Raw genomic sequence first — 23740 nt, 5'->3', positions numbered from 1 at the left:
TATGATGACTCGGGACAGCCTCCTGAATGTCTGTCTTCGTTTTATGAATTATAAGGAAAGGGAGAAGTCGAAACTTCGCCCTTTCTGTATAGAGGCTCTGTTTGCCATGAACAGAGCCTTTGTTTGCTACGGATGGAGCCTCTGTTCTGATTCTGTAGAGTCTCTGTTTCCGGCAAGTGCTTACTTCATTTGTTTTCGGAGCAACCGGCTTCCGGTGCTTTTCCCGGTTGCATCCGGGGAAATTGCCGGTTTCTCCGCAAAAGTCCTTGAAGCCGCCGGAATCTGTTTGCTACAATCCGTGTATCACTTTCATCAGTTGTTCGCCCAGTCCGATGGTATAGCCTTGTGAAACAAAAACTACCCGGTTGAACGTATCACCGATAATAAACATCGGTAAGATGGTGCTGTTAGGCAATTTCATCGATTCGGCAATTTGTTTCTGGATGGCTCCGTTTACATCGATACCATAGGTAATGGTCGAAGGCAGTCCGGGGAATTCTGTCGGACGGAACTTCTTATATTGTTCTTCATTAGGGAAAAGCAGTACCATTTTACGGTCCCATTTTTCGAATTCGCTGCTTAAAGCCGCAATATCTCGGAGAGCATGGTTTGTCGGTTCTTGTCCGGCTCCCAACACGGCAACTACGAAATATCCCCGTCCGCAAGTCTGAAGAATGCTTTGCGGTTCGGAGGCTCCTATCGGCAGGTAGGTGGATTCGGAGTTGAAATTACCGATCACCTGCACCTGATCCTTACTTTCGCGCATCACCAGATCGACAGTTGTTGTTTTTCCCTCTTCGATGGTGAAGAAAGTGATGTTGGCCAACACTGCTCCACTTGCCATACGGGTTCCGGTTACCATCATGTAGTATCCGGTATCCATGCGAGCGCCATTTTTCAGTAAGTTCGACCAGGTGGCTCCTCCGCCCATATCTACGTCCCCTTCATCGTAGTTCAGCAATTGGAAAGTCCCGTTGCGGAATTTCGAGAGAGTGAAGTGTGAATAGTATTTCGGATCGCTCAACGAAAGGATAGGCTGGTAGCGGGCTACGAGTGTTCCGGTCGGTGCCTGTGTCTGCTGTGCTGCTTCAAAATCCACATCGTAGACTTTACCGTTCTTTAGGTCGTTGTCATTGAAACTCCGATATTGAATTTTTCCGGTCACTTCGTCTATCCAGGCGGGGATACCCAGACTACGTGCCATGGATACAAAGAAAATGTTACGGGACTTTTCGTCTGCTACCCGGGCTTTCCATACTCCCATTGGAGACATCGGAATACGTTGTGAGTTCAGTTCATTGTTGATAGTGATCTCTTTTCTGCACCATTCTACCAAAGCCTGTGGATTCTTTCGGAAAGCTTCCGCTTCAGTTGCCGGGATCTCTTTCTGGAAGAATGCTTTGTAGGGAGTGATCATTTCGTTGGCCACACGAGGGTTCAGTACGTTGCTGCAGAAGTCCTTGGAACCGGGCAGACCGGAGTTATTCAGATGATCGTTCAGTACTTCCGAACTAACATCTCTTAAGTCCTTGGCCGAGATTACTTTCAGCAGGCTGATGGCCTGACCGGCTTTATCGGCTTTTACGGCAGCAGAAAGGAAATTTGTCAGAGTCTGATGGTTACCTCTGGAAGCTATCAGTAGGCGTACTGTTTCGGTTTCATCCAGCTTGTTCTCTTTGGCAAAAGTCCGGGCTTGCTCTTCGGTAATGAAAGTGGCTACGTAAGCATTGCGGATGGAATCTTCCTGTGCCATGCGGCGGTCGTTTTCAGCACGTTGCTCCGGAGTCACTTCGGGCAGGTTGGCACCTTCGGCCGGAGGAACAATATCCAGTGGGAGTGAATAGGTTTCACCGGCGTTTTTGTCCAGTGCGATCTTCAGTTCGTTATCTTTGCCGAATGACAATTTGGAATAACCGAACCGTCCGTCTTTAGAGGCCCATACCAGCATATCGCCCTTGCCGGCAGTCAGTGATGCGCGTCCTGCCTTATCCGTATGTTTAGTGGCTACGGTGTAGAATTCAGCATAATTATACACCTTGAACTCTACAGTGGTATCGGATACCGGCTGCCCTTCGGCATCTGTCACCAATACCGAGCCTTTGGCCGTCGGGGCATAGTTGTCGATTACATTGATTTCCGTATAGTTCGGAGTTTCGTACATGATTTCCTCTTGTCCGGCATAGCGTCCGAATACTTTGGTATGCATCAGCATGCCACGGCTGGCAGGAGCATTAAACCAGCCCAGGTTCAGTACCGGTTCCGGTTCGCAGGCGCCGAAAAAATACCATTTACCATCTACCCAGGCTTCTACCCAGGCATGGTTATCGTCGGTATGCGCCCAACGCGGAGTATAAACCTGCCGTGCCGGAATGCCTACCGAGCGGAGAGCGGCTACAGTGAAGGTCGATTCTTCACCACAACGGCCATAGGCAGTCTTTACCGAAGCGAGTGGGGAACTGGTACGGGCATCGCTTGGGGTGTAGACTACCTTTTCGTGGCACCAGTGGTTCACTTCAAGCACAGCGTCGTGCAGCGACAGGTTCTTCACACGATCTTTCAGTTCATTGTAAAATACCCGGCGCGAGTCGTCCAGATTTTCGTTGTTTACCCGGATAGGGAGTACGAAATGGCGGAATACGTCATCGGGGATCTCTTTTCCCCAAGGCATTTCGCGACGCGCCTGATCGGAGAGTCTGACATTCTCCAGATAGTAATCACCTGTATAATCCGTCACGTCACCTGTGGGCATATAGGCATAGAGGAACATCAAAGCCTCCTGTTCGGAAGTGGTGAGTTTTTCATTGAACACTGCGAACAGATCTCCGTTAGGGAGCTGTTGCTTCTTCTTTTCAAAATCTTGCGTCACTTGGCTACGGTAAGTCTCATCTTTCAGGAAGTGGGACTCACTGCATGAAAAAAACGCAACCGACAACATCGGGATGATTAGAAAGCGGGTCAGGGTTTTCATACAATTTGTTGTTAAATAAGGCTTCGCTCCTTTTTCTCTCCCGGAGAGAGGGGAGGAGTGAATGCTGTTGGTTTATATATTTGATTATGATTGCTTTTTTTGTTTCCTAAAATCCGTTCATAGGGAAGAGTACTGTGGGGATCAGCAATACCATTCCCAAAATGATGAATAAAAGAAGTACCTTCCAGAACCATTTCACCCATATCTCGTAGGGGATGCGGGCGATGCCCAAGGCTCCCATCAATACGGCGGAAGTAGGTGTGATCATGTTGGTAAATCCGTCACCAAACTGATAAGCCATTACTGTAGCTTGCCGCGAAAGTCCGATGACATCGGAAAAAGGTGCCATGATAGGCATGGTTAATGCAGCTTTGGCCGATCCGGACGGGATAATCAGGTTGATCAGTGTCTGTATCAGGTACATCACCCCCAAAGATACTATTTTTCCGGTTTCTCCCATCAGTGAAGCCAGAGAATGTAAGATCGGGTCGATGATATGTCCGTCTTGCAGTATTTGGATGATCCCTCCTGCCAGACCTACCACAATGGCAGCTGATAGCATATCTTTGGCTCCATCCATGAATTGCCTGATGATGTTATCTGTTTTTTCACTGTTGGCAAATCCCGAAAGAATACCCATTGCGAGGAAGATGGCGGAGATCTCTGGCAGATACCAGCCATGTCCCATGACACCGGTAATCAGGAAAAGAATGGTGAACGCAAGCAAGGTCAGTATGAAGAACTGGTTGGATTTACGTAAACCCAGCCAGCCGAAGACGGCAAATAAAACAGACAGGACGGGCACTGCATAGCAGGTGACAGACGCTTCGCCTATTGCGAAGGTACTGGTTGGGTAAATGATGGAAAACAGGCATAAGGATATGAGTAACAGTATGTAGACGATCCATGCCGGACGAGTCGTGACACGGGATATCTCTCCGCTGCTTTCTTCTTCCCGTTTTCGCCAATAAGCGTCGGCATGATACATGGGTGATTTCTCCGGATGCTTTTTAATGACAGCGGCATATCTGAGTACACAGACTATCAGGACCGTGGTCAGTATCAGCCAGCAAAGCATGCGATATTCAAATCCGGAAAATAGCGGTAAGTCGGACAAGCCTTGTGCAATGCCAATGGTAAACGGGTTCAGTACGGCGCCCGAAAAACCTATGTGGGCAGCAACATATACCATGCAAAGCCCCGTGATGGAATCATATCCCATCGAAATGGCCAACGGGACGATGATAACGACAAAGGCCAGGGTTTCTTCACTCATGCCAAATACGGAGCCGAAGAGGCTGAAAAGAATAATGACTAAGGAAATCACCACATTATTTACACCCAATGATTTAATCAGTCTGTGCTTTTCAAGCCCCTTCGTAAAGTTCAGAAACGAAAAGATGCCGGTATCGATGGCACGACTGCTGTTCATTATCTGAAAGGCACCTCCCATGATCAATAAGAAGGCGATGATTCCCGCTTGCCGTTCGAAGCCTTCAAGAAGAGCACTGAACACTTGCCAGGTCTGTGGTGTCTGTTCTACCCGGTGGAAAGAGTGGTCTATAATGACTGTGCGGGAAATGCCGTTGATGTCAATGGTCTCGCGCACATATTCACCTGCGGGAATGATCCAGGAAAGCACTGCACAGAGCAAGATGACAGAAGAAATGATGGTGTATGTGTGGGGTATCCGTTTTAGCATAGTCGTTTTTCTTGATAAAGCGCAAAGTTATGCAATATATTTGTAATATGCACTTGCCAAATCTGTCCTTATAAAAAAGAAAAATCAACTAATAATACACTTTTCTTATGTTTTAGAACATGTTTTCAGAAACATTTCGTATCTTTGCAGTGTTAATAAAGAAAACAAGATGTAAAACCGCTCTTCAAAACGTGGAGAGCAAAAAAAGAGGACCAAAATTATGAAAAAGAATGCAAATGAAATTATGATGTTGCAGTACCGTATCAAACGTTACCAAGCAATGGGAAATGGAACAATGTGCCAGCTGTTGAATGGCAAACTTCAAAAACTGCTTGCAAAGCAGGTTACCATGTAATTAAACACACCTATATTATATGAATAAGAAGCGGGGAATCGGATGATTCTCCGCTTTTTTTGTCATTTATCTGTCTGTTCCGGGAACAATCATTATAAAATATTCGTTAATTAAACAACGAATCCTGTTTTATCTCAAATTTATTACTACGTTTGCGGTCACTATGATAAAGTACGTATTCTGCATATTGATAGGTATCTTCTTAATGTATGGAGCCGGTTGCACAGCCCCTGCAGAAGAGAACGCGGAACTTCCTGCGGGAGTTACTGCAACCTTTATATCGCAATGTGCCGGAGACCACTCTTTATTCAACGACCAGACGGCTGACTCGAAAGTGAGTGATGCCATCCTTCCCCACGGTTCTTTTTCACGGGAACTCGGTTCATCCAAAGTATTAAAACTTAAATTACAGACTGCCATCCGCTTGCTTAATACCTTTCATATCCGCCAGTCGGAGAAGGGAGATGCTTATCCGGATTTCAATCATAACTTCATTAAATATTCCAGCGGGTATTATGTATACTCGTTAGGGCATATCCTGATTTAGCTTTTCGGTTTCACACTTCCGTATTGAAGTGATTGGGTAACCCCATTTATCTGTTCCGATAAATGCCGGGGAAGTGTGTCTTGTCACCCTCCGGCAGTCGTCATTCGTTGCATTTTATTTTTTCAATCTAAAATCATACCATGTTATGTTTAGTTTATTGTTATCCACTTTTGCCATGATGGGGCTTACCTTCGTCATTGGCTTTTTCGTTGCCGGAGTAATAAAGCTGATTGCTTCTGCGGCTGATTCATTGGCTTTCTACAGTTCACACCAGGAAGAGCTTGCCCGGTTGAAACGTATTCGGAAACTTCATCAGAAAGTAGCTATCTTGATAACCGAAAGTGCCCTTAGCGACGAGGAGTACGGGAGTGACGGGCGTGAAGACTTCAGCAGGGGCATCACCAAACATCCCGGAGACAATCGCGGGTTCTACCACGGTGTCAGTCCCGGTGAGCCGGAACGCGGACTGATGGATTATTTTTATCCGGAAGATACAAGATCCATGTTTCTTCGCAAAGAAGAGCAAATGTTACAGCATGACAAAAAGAACAATAAGAAAGCATCTTCAACCAATAAAAACAAATAAATCTTGATAGTATGGAAAGTATAGACTTTGGAACCCTGTTTCAGGGATTTGGAACAATGATGGCCAGCGGATGGTTTCTGGCCAGTGCCCGTATGTTTTTAATAGCTTTGGGATTTCTGCTCATCTATCTGGGCTGGAAAGGTGTGCTTGAGCCGATGGTTATGATTCCGATGGGACTGGGGATGGTAGCCATTAATTGCGGAACACTGATTATGCCCGACGGAGCATTGGGGAACCTTTTTCTGGACCCTATGTTATCGGATACGGACGCGTTGATGAATACGATGCAGATTGACTTTCTGCAACCGGTATATACATTGACGTTTAGTAACGGACTGATAGCCTGCTTTGTGTTTATGGGAATCGGTACGTTGCTTGATGTCGGATTCTTGTTGCAGAAACCGTTTGCCAGTATTTTCCTGGCCCTTTGTGCTGAGTTGGGGACTTTCCTTACAGTGCCTATCGCTTCGGGTCTGGGGTTGTCTTTAAAGGAAAGCGCTTCTGTTGCAATGGTCGGCGGAGCCGATGGACCGATGGTGCTGTTTACTTCGCTTGCCTTGGCCAAACACTTGTTTGTGCCTATTACGGTGGTGGCTTATCTGTATTTGGGATTAACATACGGGGGATATCCTTATTTGGTAAAGCTGCTGATTCCTAAACGTCTGCGTGCTATCAAGATGGTGGAGAAGAAAGCTCCTAAAAATTATGACGCAAAAGTGAAGCTTGCCTTTTCTGCTATTCTGTGTGCTGTGCTGTGTTTCTTGTTTCCGGTTGCTTCTCCACTATTCTTCTCCCTCTTCTTAGGGGTAGCTGTACGCGAGTCCGGCATGAAGCATATCTATGATTTTGTAAGTGGTCCGTTGCTTTATGGTTCTACCTTTATGCTGGGATTACTGTTGGGTGTGCTCTGTGATGCCCATTTGTTGCTCGATCCGAAAATTCTGAAACTTTTGGTGTTGGGTATGCTTGCTTTGTTATTGTCGGGTATCGGGGGAATCATGGGTGGTTACATCATGTATTTCATTAAGAAAGGAAACTATAATCCGGTGATCGGTATTGCTGCCGTGAGTTGTGTGCCTACTACGGCAAAGGTTGCCCAGAAGTTGGTAAGTAAAGATAATCCGAACTCTTTCATCCTGGGGGATGCACTGGGTGCAAACATTTCAGGAGTAATCACTTCGGCTATCATTACGGGTATTTACATAACGATTATACCTTATTTATAATAATGTTGTAGCTGACAGAATGATTTCATGAGTGACTGACAGAGCTTATCCATTTACAGTTTGTATATTTGTCGCTCTCAGATAGTTTGAAAGACAAGGTTATGAAAAAACTTATCCCTCGATATACCTTTTTAAAGAATAAGTACGGCAGTGAGTTGCTGGTGGATATAGTAGAACTGAAAGATATAAAGAAATATGTCGTTAAAAGTTCTGTTCATACCCTGACTTATTATGACATTACCTTTATCACCGAAGGGGAAGGAAGTTTCATTCTTGATAATCATACCTACCGGGGCGGTGTGGGAGATGTGTTCTTCTCCAAGCCGGGAGAGATACGTAGCTGGGATACAAATGCGATTGTGAATGGATATGCTCTGATATTTGAAGAAGAGTTTTTATCTTCTTTCTTTAAAGATTCTTTGTTTGTGCAGCATCTTTCCTTTTTCAATCCGGTGAAGGAATCGTTGAAAATACATTTGCCGGAACGCTCTTTTCTGCGTATGTTGCAACTTCTGCAATCTATTAAGGAGGAGATTGATCTGTTCAGACAGAATGACGTTCATGTGTTGAGAGCGCAACTTTATGAAGCGTTGATGCTGCTTGACCGTTTTTACGTGCAGACCGTATCGGATGCAGGGATAAACAAGGAAGGACGCAGTCCGTATCTTGTTCAGTTTGTACAGTTGGTCGACCGTGGGTTCAGTGAATACCGTACCGTGCGGTATTATGCCGGAAGACTGTGTATTACTCCTAACTATCTGAATGAAATAGTGAGTACCGCTATGCAGATAAGCGCCAAGCAATATATTCAGAATAAAGTGATGGAAGAAGCAAAGCGGATGCTTGCTTACACGGATTTGCCGGTTGCCGAAATAGCTTTCGAACTGAATTATGAAACGGTTTCTTATTTCAGCCGTTGTTTTCGCCGGTATACGGGAGAAACTCCTTTGGGCTACCGGAGGGGACATAAACCATAAAAAGTGTCATTTCTGCCTTTGTTTCTGTCACATACCCTCTTTTTTCTTTCTGTACCTTTGTGTCAGTGTAAAACTATTAAAATTTAGAACAATGAAAGATGTAGAGAAAACGATTGGGAATCTGATTGATAAGCAAAAGATCGCATTTATCGGATCTGTTGATATAGAAGGCTTCCCCAATATTAAAGCAATGTTACAGCCCCGGAAGCGTGAAGGTATTCGGACTCTTTATTTTACCACCAATACCTCTTCTATGCGTACCACTCAATACCTGAAGAACCAGCATGCTTGTGTCTACTTCTGTGACTCTCGCTTTTTTAGGGGAGTTATGCTGAAAGGTAAGATGGAAGTGCTTACAGATAATTCCACTAAAGAAATGATATGGAGAGAAGGCGATACGCTCTACTATCCGCTTGGCGTTACAGATCCGGACTATTGTGTACTGAAGTTCACCGCTATCACCGGCAGGCGTTATGGAAACTTCAGTTCGGAAGATTTTGAGGTAGAGTAGGCTGTTTTCAATCTTAGAAGCTGATTGAAAACAGTGCTTCTACCTGGAATTTTCCATAGTCGATCGGCTGGATCAGCCGTACGCCTGTCGTGAGCGGATAACTCATACGCAGTACATTCCAATCGAAAATAAGATCGCCTCCGTAAGAGCTTTGTGTGCTCCAGTTGCTTTTGCGACTGGCTTGGTTGCGTGACAAGTCATAAAAAAGATTTGCACGCAGCCTGCGTATGTAAATCAGTGAACTGATGCTCAGGTCGGGCGAAAGCAGGGGTAAAGCATAATCTGCTTTGAAGGCCCATTGTTGGCGGGTTTGATATTGGAAATGATATCCGCGAGGCTTTTCCAGCAGATGTTTGGGGAGATACAGTGATTTATTGTCAAGGTCTTGATATTGGTAACCCAAGCGGAGCATCAATCCGTGATTCCTGATGATACCCGGCCAATAGGTAGTCAGTCGGACAGCATACAAACTACCGAAATTCTCCTTATTGAACGGGGTTTTCAAGTATTGCAGCCGAAGCTGGTAACCGTTTCGGGGAAGGATATCGCGTTGTGCTTTTCGCCTGTAATCATAAAATAGGATTTCCGGGAGAATGTATTGGAAGTTGCGATACTTTCCACTATGATACTCCTGATACTTATTGTTTGTGAAATAGTAAGTAAAAGCAGGCTGTATGCCTCGTATGCGTTGGTTACGTGTCAGGTTGAAAGGGAGGTAAACTCGCGCTTCCGCTTCCAGTAGATTGCGTCCGGGATAATATCCTTTGGTGATATCCTGACCTTTGTCATCTTTGGTCCAGCCGATATTGAAAGCCTTATCACCATAGTCGGCAGCAAGATTGATTATAGGGAACCAGCCCTGATAGGTGAATGACAGTTTACCGTGATGGTAGCCTTCGTCATAATACCAGCCGGCCTGCATGATGGCAGTGTTCAGTGTATTTTGTGACATAATGGTTGCTCCCGGCTTGACAATTGTACTTAAATCACTTGCACTGCTGTTCATTGCTTCGGCCACATCATAATAGAAAGGTGCCCAGCTGTGTATCTTGAAAGTATGTGTACCTTTATGATAGCGTTTGGGGGTGAAATCAATGCTATCCAGACGGGTAGAGTCAAGGTTGAACTGTTCTTGAGCAGCCAATGTTTCAACGAATGGCATCGGAGCAGGACGGGCTAAATCGGCCTTTTCAAATAGTAAGCTGTCAGTCGACAACGCAGCAATCCGGTATCCGTCTGCTTGATAATCAGCAAAAAGCAGATGGTTGCCTGACTGGGAAAATGAAGGATCGAATGCACCGAAACGAGCGGCTGTCAGCCGATAAACCTGTTTGTCGGAGAGATGAAGACAGTAGATATTATTTGTGCCGTTGGCTCCCGACTCAAAAAAGAGTTTTCCGTCTTTCCAAGTAGGAGAGGTGATGTTGGCTGAGGTGGTTTTTATCAACTCCTTCCACTCTCCGGACCGCGGATTGAATTCCAACAGACTGGTTCCCGAATCGGTTACGGCTATGGAGAAAATATCAAGGCCTTCTCCGAATGTGAGTTCTTTGATAAATGCGTTGTCAGGTACGTCGAAAGAGGATAGCTCTTTTCCCTTTTCTGCATTTATCAATACAAGTTGGTTTTTGCCTTCTACAGTGGGGCGGGAGACCGCAATGGTCCGACCGGACTTGTCGATAGCCGGGGCCAGATAACGTTGGCGCGGGGTGATTGTTTTTATCTGCTTTTTATCCAAATCATAATATTTCAGAACGGAATAGTTCTCGTGCGTCCAACGGAGCCCTGGAACCAATTCACTCCAGTAAATCCGGTTGTTCCGGAAGTTGAGACGACTATTGATACTTCCGATATAACTCAGATGCTTTTCTTTACCGTTGCTGATGGCTACCAGAGAGTTTATATCTTTCAGTCCGGATTTGACGGCAATAATTACACTGTCATTGATCGATTGGGGATATCGATAAGAGGTGTAGGTTTTTGAGGTAGAAGAGAGGTAGTCGGGCACAAGTGTACAGGTATCCTGTTTTTCCCATTCTTTCCGCAAGAAATCGAATGTGTCGTGCTGAAGACGTTTGAAACTGCTTCCTGTGTAATGCTTGAATGAGCCTTCAAATAATAAATTCCGGACATAACGGCTGGTACTTTTATCCCAGATATCAGCTCCATAACGCTGGCGGGCATATGAAGCCATATCGTAGCCCAATGCATAATAAGTTCCTGTATAATTTTTGTAAGATCCCATTAACCACTTGTCGAAAGTATAAGGCTTTCCGCCTGCTAATAATTGGGCACGATAGATCATGTTAAACTCCGGAAGACGTCCCCGTCCGCCATTTGACATGGCAGTTTCGGTGCTTACCGCATCTCCTTCGAGAAACCACACAGGAAGAAAAAAGGAGGCCACACCGGCTGCCTGTTCACCTATTATATAATAAAGAGGTTTGAAGATACCATGCATCACCTTTCCGGTCTGGAATACGTGGCGCGACTCGTGCAATACCAGATGTTTATCCCAGCTTTGAGTACTTAGGTCCGAAGAAGGAGTTGTAATCAGTTCCATCCGTCTCGGTGCCCAGGAAACCATTCCGTTGGATTGCATGCTGGCCGGATGGAGAATGACCGGGAAACGGGCTTTGATCGGCTTTCCGATGGTCTTGGACATATGGGGATATACATTTTCAAGAAAGAGAGCATATCGATAGGCCATTGAATCATTTCCTTGCGGGTATACCAGATCATAGTGAGGCAGTTTCGCTATGTTCCATTTAAACCGGGCGGGATCCGACCCGTAATCCATGAATTGTGCATGAAGCCGGAGCGGTGCCAGCAGGCAAAGAAGCGAAAGAAACAGATATTTGGATTGTAACATGAGCTGATTTTAAATAGTTATCTGTCGCAAAGCTATAAAAAAATCTCAGTCTGTTCTGTTAAATTCGTTTATACATCAAGAAATTAGTCATTTCTATGCCGTTCACATCGACCGTTTGTTCTTTTTCGGTGATATATCCGTGTTTTTCAAAAAAAGGTCGGGCGGTGATACTTACTTCCGAGTGAACCGATACAGCGCGACAATTGCGGGCATACTCTTCAGCTTTTCTCAACAGAATGGAAGCGATACCCCGATGCTGATATTGGGGATGGACGAACATGCTGTGCAGATACCCTTTAGGGTTGATAGAGGTGAATCCGGCTATTTGTGATTGTCTGATATCTTCTGCTAACAGAAAACATAAGTCACTTTGAAATAATTCCTGCCAACGTTGTTGAGTTCCTCGTCCGATCCATGCTTGAATCTGTAGGTGATTATAATCGGCAGAACAAGTGTTCTGTACGCTTTGTGTAAACACTGTTTGCAGCAAACTTATATCTTGGATCCTTGCTTTTCGCAGCCGGACAAGAGGAATTTGCAGGTGTAAAACAGGAAATGGTTTTCCCGTTCCGTCCAAGGCATCGCGGCCTGTCACTTCAAATCCTTGATGTAGATAGAATCCTAATGCTGCCGTGTTTTGCTCATTTACGTCTACTTTATAAATGTATTTTTCACGGATGGCGAATTCAACCAGTTCACTGCCATAGCCTTGTTTCTGGGCCTTAGGACTGACAAACAGCATTTCGATACAATCGGTGCTCAGTCCCATGAAGGCAGCGATGGTTCCCGAATCTTCACGGATGACATAAAGTTGTACTGCGGCAAAGTATTCGTTCCGGATCAAAGGTTTATAAAACTGTATATCCGTTTCGGTCAGGAAGTGGTGGGTAGTGCGAACTGCCTCCTCCCAAACCTGAAGGAGCTTGTCATACTCGTGTATGTGGGGTTGTTCTATCATTGGTTATTTGTTAAAAGTCAGCTTTCTTTTCAATATATATTCGTTGTCCGGACACCGGATGGGTAAATTCCAGACGTTCTGCATGTAAATAAAGTCTCTCTGCTTTCTTGCCGTAGAGTTCATCGCCTGCGATGGGGCAATTCAGACCTGACGGATGGGCGGAGTGAACGCGTAACTGGTGTGTACGTCCCGTTTGCGGGAAGAAAGCGATACGGGTTCGTCCGTTTTTGCGATCTATTACGCGGTATCGGGTGACGGCCTTTTTGCCTGATTCTCTGTCTGCTTTTTGTCTGGGCCTGTCAAGAAGATCCGGACAAATGGGAAGATCGATGGTTCCTTCGTCTGTCGGTAAGATACCTTCCAGCAGTGCTGTATACTGCTTTTTAATGCTGTGGTTTTCAAACTGCGCCTGTAAGTGCTGATGTACTTCCTTGGTTTTGGCTACCAACAACAATCCTGAAGTTGCCATGTCCAGTCGATGTACGATCATCGGTCCCGTAGCTTCAGGATAGCGGGCCCTGAGTAGACTGTAGGCGGACAGTTCCTCCGATTTTCCAGGTACGGAGAGTAGTCCTTCCGGTTTATGGATAACCAGAAGCCATTCGTCTTCAAAGAGAATCTCTATTTCCTTTGGCGGGGCAGGGGCTGTTGCCAAAGGATCCGGTTCGACATCCAGACCTTGTAGCATGTGACGTAAAATGGGCCCGCATTTTCCTTTGCAGGACGGATAGTAATAACCGTGACGCCTGATTTCTGTTTTCGGTGATTCTCCCCACCAGAATTCGGCCATGGCAATGGGCTTCAATCCATTTAGGTAAGCATATTGCAATAGCTTGGGCGCGGCACATTCACCTGCTCCGGCAGGTGGTATCTGCTGAATGGTTTGTTCGAAGATAGCACACAAGTTCTTGCTTTCTCCCCTGGCATTCAAAAAGCTGAATTGATGGAATAGCTTTTGCTGCAATGCCGCCGAACGGTTTTTGCGTTCTGCTTTGAGAGATTCAATCTGCGATGAAATACTTTCCAGTTCTGCTTTCACTTCGGAGATTCGCTCTTTCCAATATCTTTCCAGACGTTTGAATTCTGCTTTCTGATATTGGCTTTCGCGTATCATGGCAGCTTGTTCATCTTCATCCGGTTGCTGCTGCCGGCGCTGTTCCCGTTTTTCTTTTGCCGTTTTCAGGGTCTTTCTCGCTTCGGTCAATACCTGTTGTGATGAGGCTGTCTCTTTCGCCAGCCTTTGTTGGAGTTTCACATACCGGTCACTGTTTTGCAATTGTCCGATTCGGCGGTTGATAGCCGAGATTTGTTCTTCTTCTATCTTGAAGAAACCATCCGGTTGCAACAAATCGTATACCGGTGGTACAAAGAAAGAGTGTGAATTGCTTCCGCACAAGCTACCCGAGAAAGCAGCCAGATATCCCATTTGTCCGTTAGAAGTACGGACTATCAATACGCCGAACATTTTTCCTTTGTCCAATTCTTCTTTCCATCTTGTCTGTTTATTTATGTAAGCCTGTACTTCTCCTGCTGCCATTACACATAACGGATGAGGAGTGTAATGGAAGGGATAAGTAAACAAGTGGGGCAATTCGATGCCGGCAATGGAGGTCTGGAAGGAATGAAACATGCTATTTTATTGGATTTAAACGGGATCTTGTGCGACAATTTTCAAAAGTTCCTCGAAGGAACTTACTTTATCATATTTAAGCTTTCCACCGTTTACATTCGCAAAATGTTTTTTGGCACATTCTATCTTTGCCCTTTCTATTTCCCGGTCTTGCAGGGAAGAATCGCTGGCTTTGGTTTCGGCTATAAAATAAGGATACTTCGACAACTTTTGTTTGAAGACGATGGCCCAGTCCGGATGGTATTTTCCCATTGGAGTAGGGATATAGAAACTGTTGGGTAGTTTTACATAAGCTTCTATTTCGTCATTTTCTTCCAGTTTTTCCATGAATGTTTTTTCATTTCGAGAGTCGAATCTCACATGGTCGTACAGATGTTTATCTGCTTTCATTGTGTTTACTCCCAAACATCCTTGAACAGCTGCCTGGGTAAAGACCGATACATCATAGTACTGGTCGATTGGGCTATATTCGATATGTTGTACTATCAGACGCGCTTTTTCTTCGTTAATCAGTTCCGAAGCCTTAATAATAAAATCTTCGGGATTATTTCTGAATTGGGCGAATACATTCGGTTTTATCCGGGCAAGAATCTGAGCAACTGCCTTTCGGGTCAGATTTGTGGCGTTTGTGAGTTTACCGAGCAAGTCATATTTTACTTGATCGTTTGCCATGGCATCTATCTTTTCATAGTGCGCCTGATTGGGATCTACTTTAAATGCCTCTCCCGAAACCAAAGTTGCTTTAGACTTGATTTCGTCCATTTGGCCTGTAATGACAGAAAGATAGAGCTGGGGTACTCTTAACTTTTCATTTAAGCTCCCGATTGCTTTCTCTACCAATTCTTTTTCGTCAAACTTTACGGTGTAGGTTGACTTGCTGCATAGCAGCTTTAGCAATTCCTGAAGTTTGCTGTTTTCAAGTTTATCTTTCGACAACCGAAGATTTATGTTATATTTCCTTGCATCGTCCGGTTGCATCTCCCTTGGATTGTAGATAGAGGCCAGGATGCTCATGATAGATGCCTTATAATCTGTGAGCTCGTCGTCGAAAATCACTTCTCCCTGTTTACGGTCATCATAGAATTTATCCGTCAGTTCTCCTTTCTTGATGTACTTGTTTTCAAGTAAAGAGTCGTAGATACTTTGTGCTATATCTTCGGTGGCTATGATGGTTTCACCGTTAGGCAATCGGAGCGTCTTGCCCTTGAATAATTGGATAGTTACTTTCTGTGGGCGGTCGGCTATGGCTTCTGCCATTTCTGTCTGTAAGCCTTTGGCAAACGATTCATACGATTCACTGGCTATCACGGTCAGTAGGTTGACACGATGCATTTCTTCGCCTAAAACGTTGACGTCCATGCGTTCGCCTTGTCCGTTTACACAGAGGCGCAGCCCGCGTCCCACCTCCTGACGCTTGCGTACCTCTGCCGAACTTTGTTTTAAGGTACAGATCTGAAAGACGTTCGGGTTGTCCCATCCTTCCCGCAGAGCGGAATGTGAAAAAATAAAGCGGATCGGCTCTTTTCGGTCAAGCAGACGTTCTTTATTTTTCATAATCAAATCGTAAGCCTCCTCATCTGCCGATTCTTTGGTTCTGCGCTCGGTTTTACTGTTAATCAGTTTTCCTTTTCTATCTTTAGAGAAGTACCCTTCGTGAGCTTTCGATGCCACGGTCGATTTCAGGTAATCGATATATTCCGGCTGATTGAATAACGAAAAATCCAGGTGCTTTATGATATCGGTATATTCCTGTTCGAAAATCTCGGCATATTCTCCTTTTCCGTCCGGGTTATACCGGCGGTATTTGGCTACTTCATCGATGAAGAAAAGGGAGAGAACTTTGATGTCTTTCTCAAACAGTTTCTGTTCTTTTTCTATGTGTGACAAGATAGTTTCGCGTATTTGGATGCGTCGTAGTTGAGTTTCGTTGACGCTACCCGCTACGTCACCTGCATAAAGTTTGATACCGTTCCGGAAGGTGACGGAATTTTCAACGCCGTTGATATCTGTAACTACATAGTCGTTCCGGTATTCCTCCAGACGGTTTGATTTAGCGTACAAGTCATCATTTACTTTCAGAGTCCGTACTACCTGATTTACTGCTTTGGTCCTTTTTATTTCGAATCCGATATTGGCAGTCGGATTTTTGTCCGGATACAGGTTTAAACCTTCCAGATAGACGAAGCCTTCGGTGGCTGTTGTTCCACTGATGGAAATACCTTTGACGGCAATCTTCTTAACCAGTTTCAGGTTGTAAGCTTCCATCGCGTCCAGGCGATAGACCAGGTTATAGAGTTCGCGGTGTGTAGCCGAATAACGCAGTGTGAACAGGGGATTGAATCGTTTCAATCCCTCTTTTGTTTTGACTCCTTCTACCGACTGGGGTTCATCGATAATCAGTATCGGATTCATTTGTGCAATCACATCGATAGGACAGCTGCCGCCAAAATCATCCAGTTTCATGTAGATGCGGCGGGCGTCTTTGTTCGTAGCATTGAACTTCTGTGAATTGATGATCATTACATGGATTCTGCTGTCTGTGACAAATGCGTTCAATTCACCCAACTGTTTGGAGTCGTAGATGAAATAAGACAGAGGGGTGCTGTAATCCGAGGCAAAGTGTTCCTTCATAATCTCCAGGCTTTTGTGGACTCCTTCGCGGATGGCAACACTGGGTACGACAATGATGAACTTGCACCAACCGTAGCGTTTGTTCAGTTCGAAGATGGTTTTGATGTAGGTATATGTTTTGCCGACTCCTGTCTCCATCTCGATGGTGAGATTGTATTTCCCTTCCAGCGCTTCCGACGGTTTGATTTGTTGGGCACGCTGGATATCCTGGATATGTTTCAGAACGATCTCATCTGTGAGTTGGGGTACGACAGGGTGGTTACGGAATCCTGTAAACCTTTCGTAACTGGTCTGTCCGTCTTTCTTCCGGGTCTCTACTTGATAGTCGAGCATCTTGTATGGCTGCCCGGCAAAGACATCACATACCGCTTTTGCTGCGTCTTCCTGAAACTTCTGATGTTTGAATTTTAATTTCATTTCTGTATCTTCCTTCTCTGTTTAAAGAATCTCGATCGTAGTACCGGGAGATAACGTTTTAAATATCTCGTCTATGTTGATGCGATCGGCACTATCTCTGAACGAGGCATCCCGGAAAACAACCCGGCGTGGTTGCCTACCGGCTATTTCACGGAAGACTTCTTCGGGAATCTGTTCTGCGAAACATGCCATTAATTCGGTCTTGTCGACAGAATAAACCGTATATCCATTTATATCCTCTTCATCGTGTGGGAGTGACAGGGATAGTCCCAGGTTGGTCAGGCAACCATAAAGCAGATCGAGTCCGGTACGGTCTTCTTTGATATTGTCTGTGAAATAAAACAAATCACTTTGTGAATATTCCCCTGCACTGTAATATACGTCTTTCATATTGCTGTCGGCAATCCGAAAAACACGGAAACCGATGTCCGGGCGGTTCTTTAATTTAAGTTGGTTGCATTCCGCCTCAATTGTGTCTCCGGCACGTCGAATACGTTCTTTGGACAGTTCGCAGATGTTCAATGCTTTATGCTTTTCCGTGAGGAAGTCGATCGCGTTTTGCATGATCTCTTTTTCACTGGGAGTCTTGGCCTTTTTTATTGTTTCAGTCACATCTTCCGGCAGTTGTACGAGAATGTACTTCACCTTGTTTTTACGCGGTTTCATGTTCATCCGCATAACCGCTTCGGCAGTAGTGCCACTACCAGAGAAGAAGTCCATCACAATACAATCTTGGTTTTTGGTGTCGATAAACTCACATAAATATTGAATCAGACTGACAGGTTTCGGAAAGTTGAACACTTTCTTATCAAAGAACTGTAGCTGATAGTTACCGGCCTGCTCATTAGTTTCAACTCCTACTTTGTAATTGATCAGGTTGGGTGGAACTTCCGGGTCATATTCCAGTTTTTCGTACGAAGGACTTAACTTAAGAGTCGGTATTTTGATGGTTGTTCCTTTTTTTATCTCTTTCTCCAGATTTTCCTGACTCCATTTGAATTTGGCTTTCAGCTTGACGGGGGCTGTAAACAGTCCGTCACGTACGGTGGTATCTTCCAGTAATTCCACGTCATAAGCATTTGTTCCGTACATGCCCGCTTTTATCACTCCGTCGGGGATGGAAGTAACTACTTTGTTGGCGGGGAAAGTCAGAATGCCGACGGAATTCGGTTGATTCAACAGACCGTTTGAACTGACCGACTCCTTCTTCAGACCCTGGAATTTCATGTCGTTTTTCTTCTTCTGATAGCAGACAATGTATTCGATGATTTGCTTGCTTTTTTTCGAGAGATTTTCCGGAGTTTCCGTCTTTGCCCAATTAAAAACATCGATGAAATTTGAAGCATTGAATACTTCATTTCCTATTTTAATCAGGTTTGCCAGTTCGTGATCGTCAATAGAAATGAAAATGATGCCATTATCATTTAATAGGATACGGGCAAGCATCAGCCGGGCATACATCATGCTGCACCAATCGGAATGAAACTTTCCGTTAGCCTCTGTATTCAGAAACAACCGTTGCCCTTCCTCATTATATCTGCCCTGTTTCTCGTCGGATTCTTCCTGTGAAAGAGCGAATGTGTCATTGAAGATAAAGTCTTTACCTGTGTTGTAAGGCGGATCGATATAGATAACGTCTACCTTTCCTGCATAACTCTTTTTCAGGAGTTTCATTGCGTCCAGATTGTCTCCCTCGATGTACAGGTTTTGGGTTTGCTCCCAATTCCTGCTCTCTTCCGGGCAGGGACGTAATGTTTTGCGGATGGGATGCGCCACCTCTCTTATCGCCTGCTTCTTGCCCACCCATGTTAATTCGTAACGTTCGTCGTCATCATATACCACTCCCATTTCTGCTTGGTTGGCTGTAAGCAGGAATTTCAGTTTATCAAAGTCGATAGCTTTATGTAGTTGTCCGTCCTTACCCATCGATTCAGTGACTACGTTTGGGAAGAGTTCGGCTATTTTATTCAGGCTGTCCTCTGCGATACTCACAGATTCCATTTTTAGCTTTTCCATATATGATTTCATTTTTGTCCTGCAAAGTTAAGATTTTCATTCTGATTGGCTAATTTCCTCTATAAATAATGTGTGTTTAATGAAGTAACCTATCGATATCACGAACCGGTTGTTAGCTTACGTAACAAGGCAAGTGCTTTATCTTGCTGACCGGATAGTCTTATGTTCTAATTCCACATAGAAAAACATGGGGATGTTTGCTATCAAAACATGGGGATGTTTAGGTGGACAACATGGGGGTGTTCTTATACTAAACATCCCCATGTTTTGAGATTGATGATTAGGAGGAGAGAGGCATAAGGTGCGAAAGTACTTCCTGAATTATAGGAAGCAAGCGTATTTACTTGTATTTATTTTCATAGAATATGCCTTTTCTGAATACTTTTGCCTATTTTTGCGTATTCAATCTATTGACAGAATGGAGTAATATTTAGTTGAAATTTTATAGTAAAAATCATGAAAAACGCAATTGGTAATTGTAGGCAGCGAAAAGCAGTGCTGTTCGCCCTCGCTTTGCCTCTGATGTTTTCCGGTTCGCCTATGCAGGCTATGCATCGGTCCGAAATCGTTAGAGAAGTGACACAACAAAACTTGAAGATCGTTAGTGCAAAGAAAATCAATCCGACTACGATTGAAGTATTATTCTCTAATAATCAGAGAATGACATTCGATTTCTACGGGGAAAACATCTTCAGAGTATTTCAGGACAATGCCGGAGGAATCATCCGTGATCCGGAAGCAAAACCTGAAGCACAAATTCTGGTAAACAATCCCAGAAACACAGTTTCTACACTCAACTTGAATGATGGCAGCAATCTCATCTCTATCACTACGGGGAAAATCAAAGTGGAAATCGACAAGAATACTTCTTTGATGAAAGTGATCGACCTGGAAAAGAATGCTGTAGCTTTTGAAGAAGCCGAACCGGTACTTTTTGATAAAGGAAAAGTTACTGTAACTCTGAAAGAGAACCCCAACGAATACTTCTATGGCGGTGGTGTGCAGAACGGACGTTTTTCACACAAAGGAAAAGCAATTAATATTGTAAACGAAAATAGCTGGACAGACGGTGGAGTAGCTTCACCCACGCCTTTCTATTGGTCTACTAACGGCTATGGTATGATGTGGTATACTTTCAAACCGGGTAAATATGATTTCGGTGCGGAAGAAAAAGGTAAAGTGAAGCTTATGCACGATTCTCCTTATCTTGATGTATTCTATATGGTTAGTGATGGTGCCGTAGGGATTCTGAATGACTTTTATCAATTGACCGGTAATCCGGTGCTGTTGCCTAAGTTCGGTTTTTATCAGGGTCACTTGAATGCCTATAACCGTGATTACTGGAAGGAAGACGAAAAAGGAATCTTGTTCGAAGATGGAAAGCGTTATAAAGAAAGTCAGAAAGATAATGGCGGAATCAAAGAATCATTGAATGGTGAAAAGAATAATTATCAGTTCTCGGCCCGTGCAGTGATTGACCGTTACAAGAATCACGATATGCCGTTGGGTTGGCTCCTGCCGAATGATGGATATGGTGCCGGATACGGACAGACGGAAACACTCGACGGAAATATTCAGAATCTGAAAAGTCTGGGTGACTATGCCCGTAAGAATGGCGTTGAAATTGGATTGTGGACACAATCGGATTTACATCCGAAAGAAGGCATCAGTGCATTGCTGCAAAGAGATATCGTGAAAGAAGTTAGAGATGCCGGTGTGCGTGTGTTGAAAACAGACGTAGCATGGGTCGGTTGGGGATATTCGTTCGGATTGAATGGAGTAGCAGATGTGGGTCACATTATGCCTTATTACGGTAACGATGCACGTCCATTCATTATTTCACTTGACGGTTGGGCCGGTACGCAACGATATGCCGGAATCTGGTCGGGTGACCAGACAGGCGGTGTATGGGAGTACATCCGTTTCCATATCCCGACTTATATCGGTTCAGGCCTGTCAGGTCAGCCTAATATTTCTTCGGATATGGATGGTATCTTTGGCGGCAAGAATATGATTGTCAACACCAGAGACTTCCAGTGGAAAACTTTCACTCCGATGCAGTTGAATATGGACGGATGGGGATCTAATGAAAAGTATCCTCACGCTCTGGGCGAACCTGCCACTTCTATCAATCGCTGGTATCTGAAACTGAAATCGGAATTACTGCCTTACACTTATAGTTTCGCAAAAGAGGCTGTAACCGGTATGCCGCTTATCCGTGCCATGTTCCTGGAATATCCGAATGCTTACACCTTGGGAACAACTACGCAGTATCAGTTTATGTATGGTACCGATTTTTTAGTAGCCCCCATTTACAAAGCTACCAAAGCAGATGCTGAAGGCAATGATATCCGTGATGGCATTTATTTGCCCGAAGGAGAGTGGATCGATTATTTTACCGGAGAGAAATATCAGGGTAACTGTGTTCTCAACAATTTTGCCGCTCCTCTCTGGAAGCTTCCGGTATTCGTAAAGAACGGAGCTATCATCCCGATGACCAATCCTAATAATAACGTTGCTGAAATTAATAAGGGACTTCGTATCTACGAAATCTATCCGTATAAGCACATGATGACCGTTGAATATGACGATGACGGTATATCTGAAGCATATAAAGAGGGTAAAGGAACCACTACTTTCATTGAATCGAATGTTGATTCAAAGAATAATGTGAAGATTTCGATTCGTCCTACACAGGGTGATTTCGATGGCTTTGTAAAAGAGAAAGCCACAGAATTCAGAGTAAATGTTACTGCTAAGCCGAAGAAGGTTTCTGCTCAGATAGGTAAAGGCAAAGTGAAGTTGACCGAAGTGTCTTCTATGGATGATTTCCGGAAAGGTGAAAACGTATACTTCTATGACGCTGCTCCTAATTTGAATAAGTTTGCTACAAAGGGCAGTGAATTTGAGAAGAAGGTTATCACTAAGAACCCTCAAGTTCTTGTGAAACTGGCTGCTACCGATATTACTAAAAATCAAGTTGTAATGGATATCGAAGGCTTCCAGTATGCGCCTGCCGATAATTACAGAGTAACGTCCGGTTCGCTGACTGCTCCTGCAGCTCAGATTACTGCCGAGAATATTGAAGCTTATACTTTGAAACCTACATGGAGCAAAGTGCCGAATGCCGATTTCTATGAAATAGAATTCAATGGCATGTTGTATACAACAATTAAGGATACTGAGTTGCTGTTTGACGGACTGGCTGCTGAAACAGACTATACATTTAAGATTCGTGCCGTAAACAAGGATGGCTATTCGGATTGGGCTGAATTCGGTGCTAAGACAAAAGCTAATCCGCTGGAATTTGCTCTTCACGGAATTAAGGGTGAAACAACTGCGAAGAATCAGGAAGGATTTGATATCGATCGTTTGTTTGACTTTGCCGAGCTGGGTGATATGTGGCATACGAAGTATGGAGCAAAAGCACTGCCTTATGATATGATTATCGATCTGAGAACAGTGAACCAGCTGGATAAATTCGAATACCTGCCACGTACCGATGGTGGTAACGGAACGATCCTGAAAGGTACTGTATATTATAGTATGGATAAGGAAAACTGGACCGAGGCCGGAGCAATCGACTGGAAACGTAATGGTGATGTGAAAGTATTTACATTTACTGAACGTCCGACTGCACGCTATATCAAACTGGCTGTAACAGAAGGTGTAAACAACTATGGTTCGGGTAGGGAATTGTATGTATTTAAGGTTCCCGGAACCGAGAGCCGTTTGCAGGGTGATATCAATAACGATGGTAAGATCGACAATAACGATTTAACCTCGTATACCAACTATACCGGTCTGAGAAAAGGTGATTCCGACTATGAAGGCTATATCAGTGTAGGCGACATTGATCAGAATGGTTTGATTGACGCTTATGATATTTCTGTAGTGGCAACACAATTGGAAGATGGTGTAAGTGAAGAGCCGATTGAGAAACTGGATGGTACCATTGAAATCAGTACTGCTAAACGGAATTACAGTAAGGGTGATGTTGTTGAAGTGCTTGTAAAAGGTGTCAACCTCCGCTCTGTAAATGCGTTGAGTTTTGCGTTGCCATACAATCAGCAGGATTATGAATTCGTGGGTGTAGAACCTCTGAACCTCAAAGCTATGGAAAATCTGACTTATGACAGACTCCATACCAATGGTACAAAAGCACTCTATCCTACATTCGTTAACCTTGGAGCTAAAGAAGCCCTTGAAGGAACAAACGATCTGTTTATTCTGAAGCTGAAAGCGAAACGTGCCGTGAAGTTTGATCTGAAAGCTATTGATGGCGTTTTGGTCGACAAGAACCTGAACACACGTAAGTTTTAAACTTGTGTAAGAATACTCCGC

Annotated in this window: 15 protein-coding genes; 8 read left to right on the top strand and 7 right to left on the bottom strand. The window is 44.3% G+C overall.

The window, feature by feature from the left end:
• Position 1: 1 nt before the first annotated feature.
• Positions 2 to 349, top strand: coding sequence for a hypothetical protein (locus KO473_RS13475; protein ID WP_147346475.1), 348 nt, complete (start codon positions 2 to 4; stop codon positions 347 to 349).
• Here the strand turns inward: KO473_RS13475 and KO473_RS13470 are convergent.
• Both KO473_RS13470 and KO473_RS13465 read right to left on the bottom strand, forming a co-directional pair.
• Positions 290 to 2968 carry a transglutaminase domain-containing protein gene (locus tag KO473_RS13470; RefSeq protein ID WP_122130459.1) on the bottom strand — a complete coding sequence of 893 codons (2679 nt, stop codon included), beginning with the start codon at positions 2966 to 2968 and terminating at the stop codon, positions 290 to 292. The two genes, KO473_RS13475 and KO473_RS13470, sit on opposite strands and share 60 nt — an antisense overlap.
• Before the next feature lie 106 nt (positions 2969 to 3074).
• The gene (locus KO473_RS13465) at positions 3075 to 4670 is read right to left on the bottom strand and encodes a YfcC family protein (protein ID WP_005818737.1); all 1596 of its coding nucleotides are present in this window, start codon (positions 4668 to 4670) and stop codon (positions 3075 to 3077) included.
• A 220-nt stretch (positions 4671 to 4890) separates the two neighbouring features.
• Here KO473_RS13465 and KO473_RS23695 point away from each other — a divergent pair, with 220 nt between their 5' ends.
• The 6 genes from KO473_RS23695 to KO473_RS13440 all read left to right on the top strand — a co-directional run bounded on the left by KO473_RS23695 (position 4891) and on the right by KO473_RS13440 (position 8872).
• The gene (locus KO473_RS23695) at positions 4891 to 5025 is read left to right on the top strand and encodes a hypothetical protein (protein ID WP_005775876.1); all 135 of its coding nucleotides are present in this window, start codon (positions 4891 to 4893) and stop codon (positions 5023 to 5025) included.
• Between the two features lie 163 nt (positions 5026 to 5188).
• Positions 5189 to 5572, top strand: coding sequence for a hypothetical protein (locus KO473_RS13460; protein ID WP_005818739.1), 384 nt, complete (start codon positions 5189 to 5191; stop codon positions 5570 to 5572).
• Positions 5573 to 5717: 145 nt separating this feature from the next.
• The gene (locus KO473_RS13455) at positions 5718 to 6158 is read left to right on the top strand and encodes a LapA family protein (protein ID WP_005818740.1); all 441 of its coding nucleotides are present in this window, start codon (positions 5718 to 5720) and stop codon (positions 6156 to 6158) included.
• An 11-nt stretch (positions 6159 to 6169) separates the two neighbouring features.
• Entirely contained in the window at positions 6170 to 7384 is a 1215-nt protein-coding gene (locus KO473_RS13450) for a sodium ion-translocating decarboxylase subunit beta (RefSeq protein WP_005775879.1), read from the top strand.
• A 101-nt stretch (positions 7385 to 7485) separates the two neighbouring features.
• The gene (locus KO473_RS13445) at positions 7486 to 8361 is read left to right on the top strand and encodes a helix-turn-helix transcriptional regulator (RefSeq protein ID WP_005818741.1); all 876 of its coding nucleotides are present in this window, start codon (positions 7486 to 7488) and stop codon (positions 8359 to 8361) included.
• Positions 8362 to 8452: 91 nt separating this feature from the next.
• Complete coding sequence (locus tag KO473_RS13440) at positions 8453 to 8872, top strand: pyridoxamine 5'-phosphate oxidase family protein (protein WP_005818742.1); 420 nt, start codon at positions 8453 to 8455, stop codon at positions 8870 to 8872.
• A gap of 13 nt (positions 8873 to 8885) precedes the next feature.
• On the opposite strand, the gene KO473_RS13435 is transcribed toward KO473_RS13440, so the two are convergent.
• Genes KO473_RS13435 through KO473_RS13415 form a run of 5 tightly spaced genes read right to left on the bottom strand, consistent with a single transcriptional unit; the run spans position 8886 to position 19396 of the window.
• Positions 8886 to 11744, bottom strand: a complete 2859-nt coding sequence (locus KO473_RS13435) for a hypothetical protein (RefSeq protein ID WP_122130458.1) — start codon at positions 11742 to 11744, stop codon at positions 8886 to 8888.
• A 58-nt stretch (positions 11745 to 11802) separates the two neighbouring features.
• Positions 11803 to 12702, bottom strand: coding sequence for a GNAT family N-acetyltransferase (locus tag KO473_RS13430; RefSeq protein WP_122130457.1), 900 nt, complete (start codon positions 12700 to 12702; stop codon positions 11803 to 11805).
• Between the two features lie 10 nt (positions 12703 to 12712).
• Positions 12713 to 14332, bottom strand: a complete 1620-nt coding sequence (locus tag KO473_RS13425; protein WP_005818746.1) for an RluA family pseudouridine synthase — start codon at positions 14330 to 14332, stop codon at positions 12713 to 12715.
• 15 nt (positions 14333 to 14347) lie between these two features.
• Entirely contained in the window at positions 14348 to 17380 is a 3033-nt protein-coding gene (locus tag KO473_RS13420) for a type III restriction-modification system endonuclease (RefSeq protein WP_005818748.1), read from the bottom strand.
• 21 nt (positions 17381 to 17401) lie between these two features.
• Positions 17402 to 19396, bottom strand: coding sequence for a site-specific DNA-methyltransferase (locus KO473_RS13415; protein WP_005818752.1), 1995 nt, complete (start codon positions 19394 to 19396; stop codon positions 17402 to 17404).
• A gap of 456 nt (positions 19397 to 19852) precedes the next feature.
• Between KO473_RS13415 and KO473_RS13410 the strand changes: the two genes are divergently transcribed.
• Positions 19853 to 23719, top strand: a complete 3867-nt coding sequence (locus KO473_RS13410) for a TIM-barrel domain-containing protein (protein WP_005818755.1) — start codon at positions 19853 to 19855, stop codon at positions 23717 to 23719.
• The last annotated feature ends 21 nt before the right edge of the window (positions 23720 to 23740 follow it).

It is taken from the genome of Bacteroides sp. HF-4919, assembly GCF_018860125.1.
The sequence above is the reverse complement of the archived record's forward strand: the minus strand, read 5'-3'. Positions and strand labels throughout refer to the sequence as shown.

Excerpts from the sequence above, each read along its gene's own strand:
- KO473_RS13475 (WP_147346475.1), top strand. The coding sequence starts at position 2 with ATGATGACTCGGGACAGCCTCCTGAATGTCTGTCTTCGTTTTATGAAT.
- KO473_RS13470 (WP_122130459.1), bottom strand. The coding sequence starts at position 2,968 with ATGAAAACCCTGACCCGCTTTCTAATCATCCCGATGTTGTCGGTTGCG.
- KO473_RS13465 (WP_005818737.1), bottom strand. The coding sequence starts at position 4,670 with ATGCTAAAACGGATACCCCACACATACACCATCATTTCTTCTGTCATC.
- KO473_RS23695 (WP_005775876.1), top strand. The coding sequence starts at position 4,891 with ATGAAAAAGAATGCAAATGAAATTATGATGTTGCAGTACCGTATCAAA.
- KO473_RS13460 (WP_005818739.1), top strand. The coding sequence starts at position 5,189 with ATGATAAAGTACGTATTCTGCATATTGATAGGTATCTTCTTAATGTAT.
- KO473_RS13455 (WP_005818740.1), top strand. The coding sequence starts at position 5,718 with ATGTTTAGTTTATTGTTATCCACTTTTGCCATGATGGGGCTTACCTTC.
- KO473_RS13450 (WP_005775879.1), top strand. The coding sequence starts at position 6,170 with ATGGAAAGTATAGACTTTGGAACCCTGTTTCAGGGATTTGGAACAATG.
- KO473_RS13445 (WP_005818741.1), top strand. The coding sequence starts at position 7,486 with ATGAAAAAACTTATCCCTCGATATACCTTTTTAAAGAATAAGTACGGC.
- KO473_RS13440 (WP_005818742.1), top strand. The coding sequence starts at position 8,453 with ATGAAAGATGTAGAGAAAACGATTGGGAATCTGATTGATAAGCAAAAG.
- KO473_RS13435 (WP_122130458.1), bottom strand. The coding sequence starts at position 11,744 with ATGTTACAATCCAAATATCTGTTTCTTTCGCTTCTTTGCCTGCTGGCA.
- KO473_RS13430 (WP_122130457.1), bottom strand. The coding sequence starts at position 12,702 with ATGATAGAACAACCCCACATACACGAGTATGACAAGCTCCTTCAGGTT.
- KO473_RS13425 (WP_005818746.1), bottom strand. The coding sequence starts at position 14,332 with ATGTTTCATTCCTTCCAGACCTCCATTGCCGGCATCGAATTGCCCCAC.
- KO473_RS13420 (WP_005818748.1), bottom strand. The coding sequence starts at position 17,380 with ATGAAATTAAAATTCAAACATCAGAAGTTTCAGGAAGACGCAGCAAAA.
- KO473_RS13415 (WP_005818752.1), bottom strand. The coding sequence starts at position 19,396 with ATGGAAAAGCTAAAAATGGAATCTGTGAGTATCGCAGAGGACAGCCTG.
- KO473_RS13410 (WP_005818755.1), top strand. The coding sequence starts at position 19,853 with ATGAAAAACGCAATTGGTAATTGTAGGCAGCGAAAAGCAGTGCTGTTC.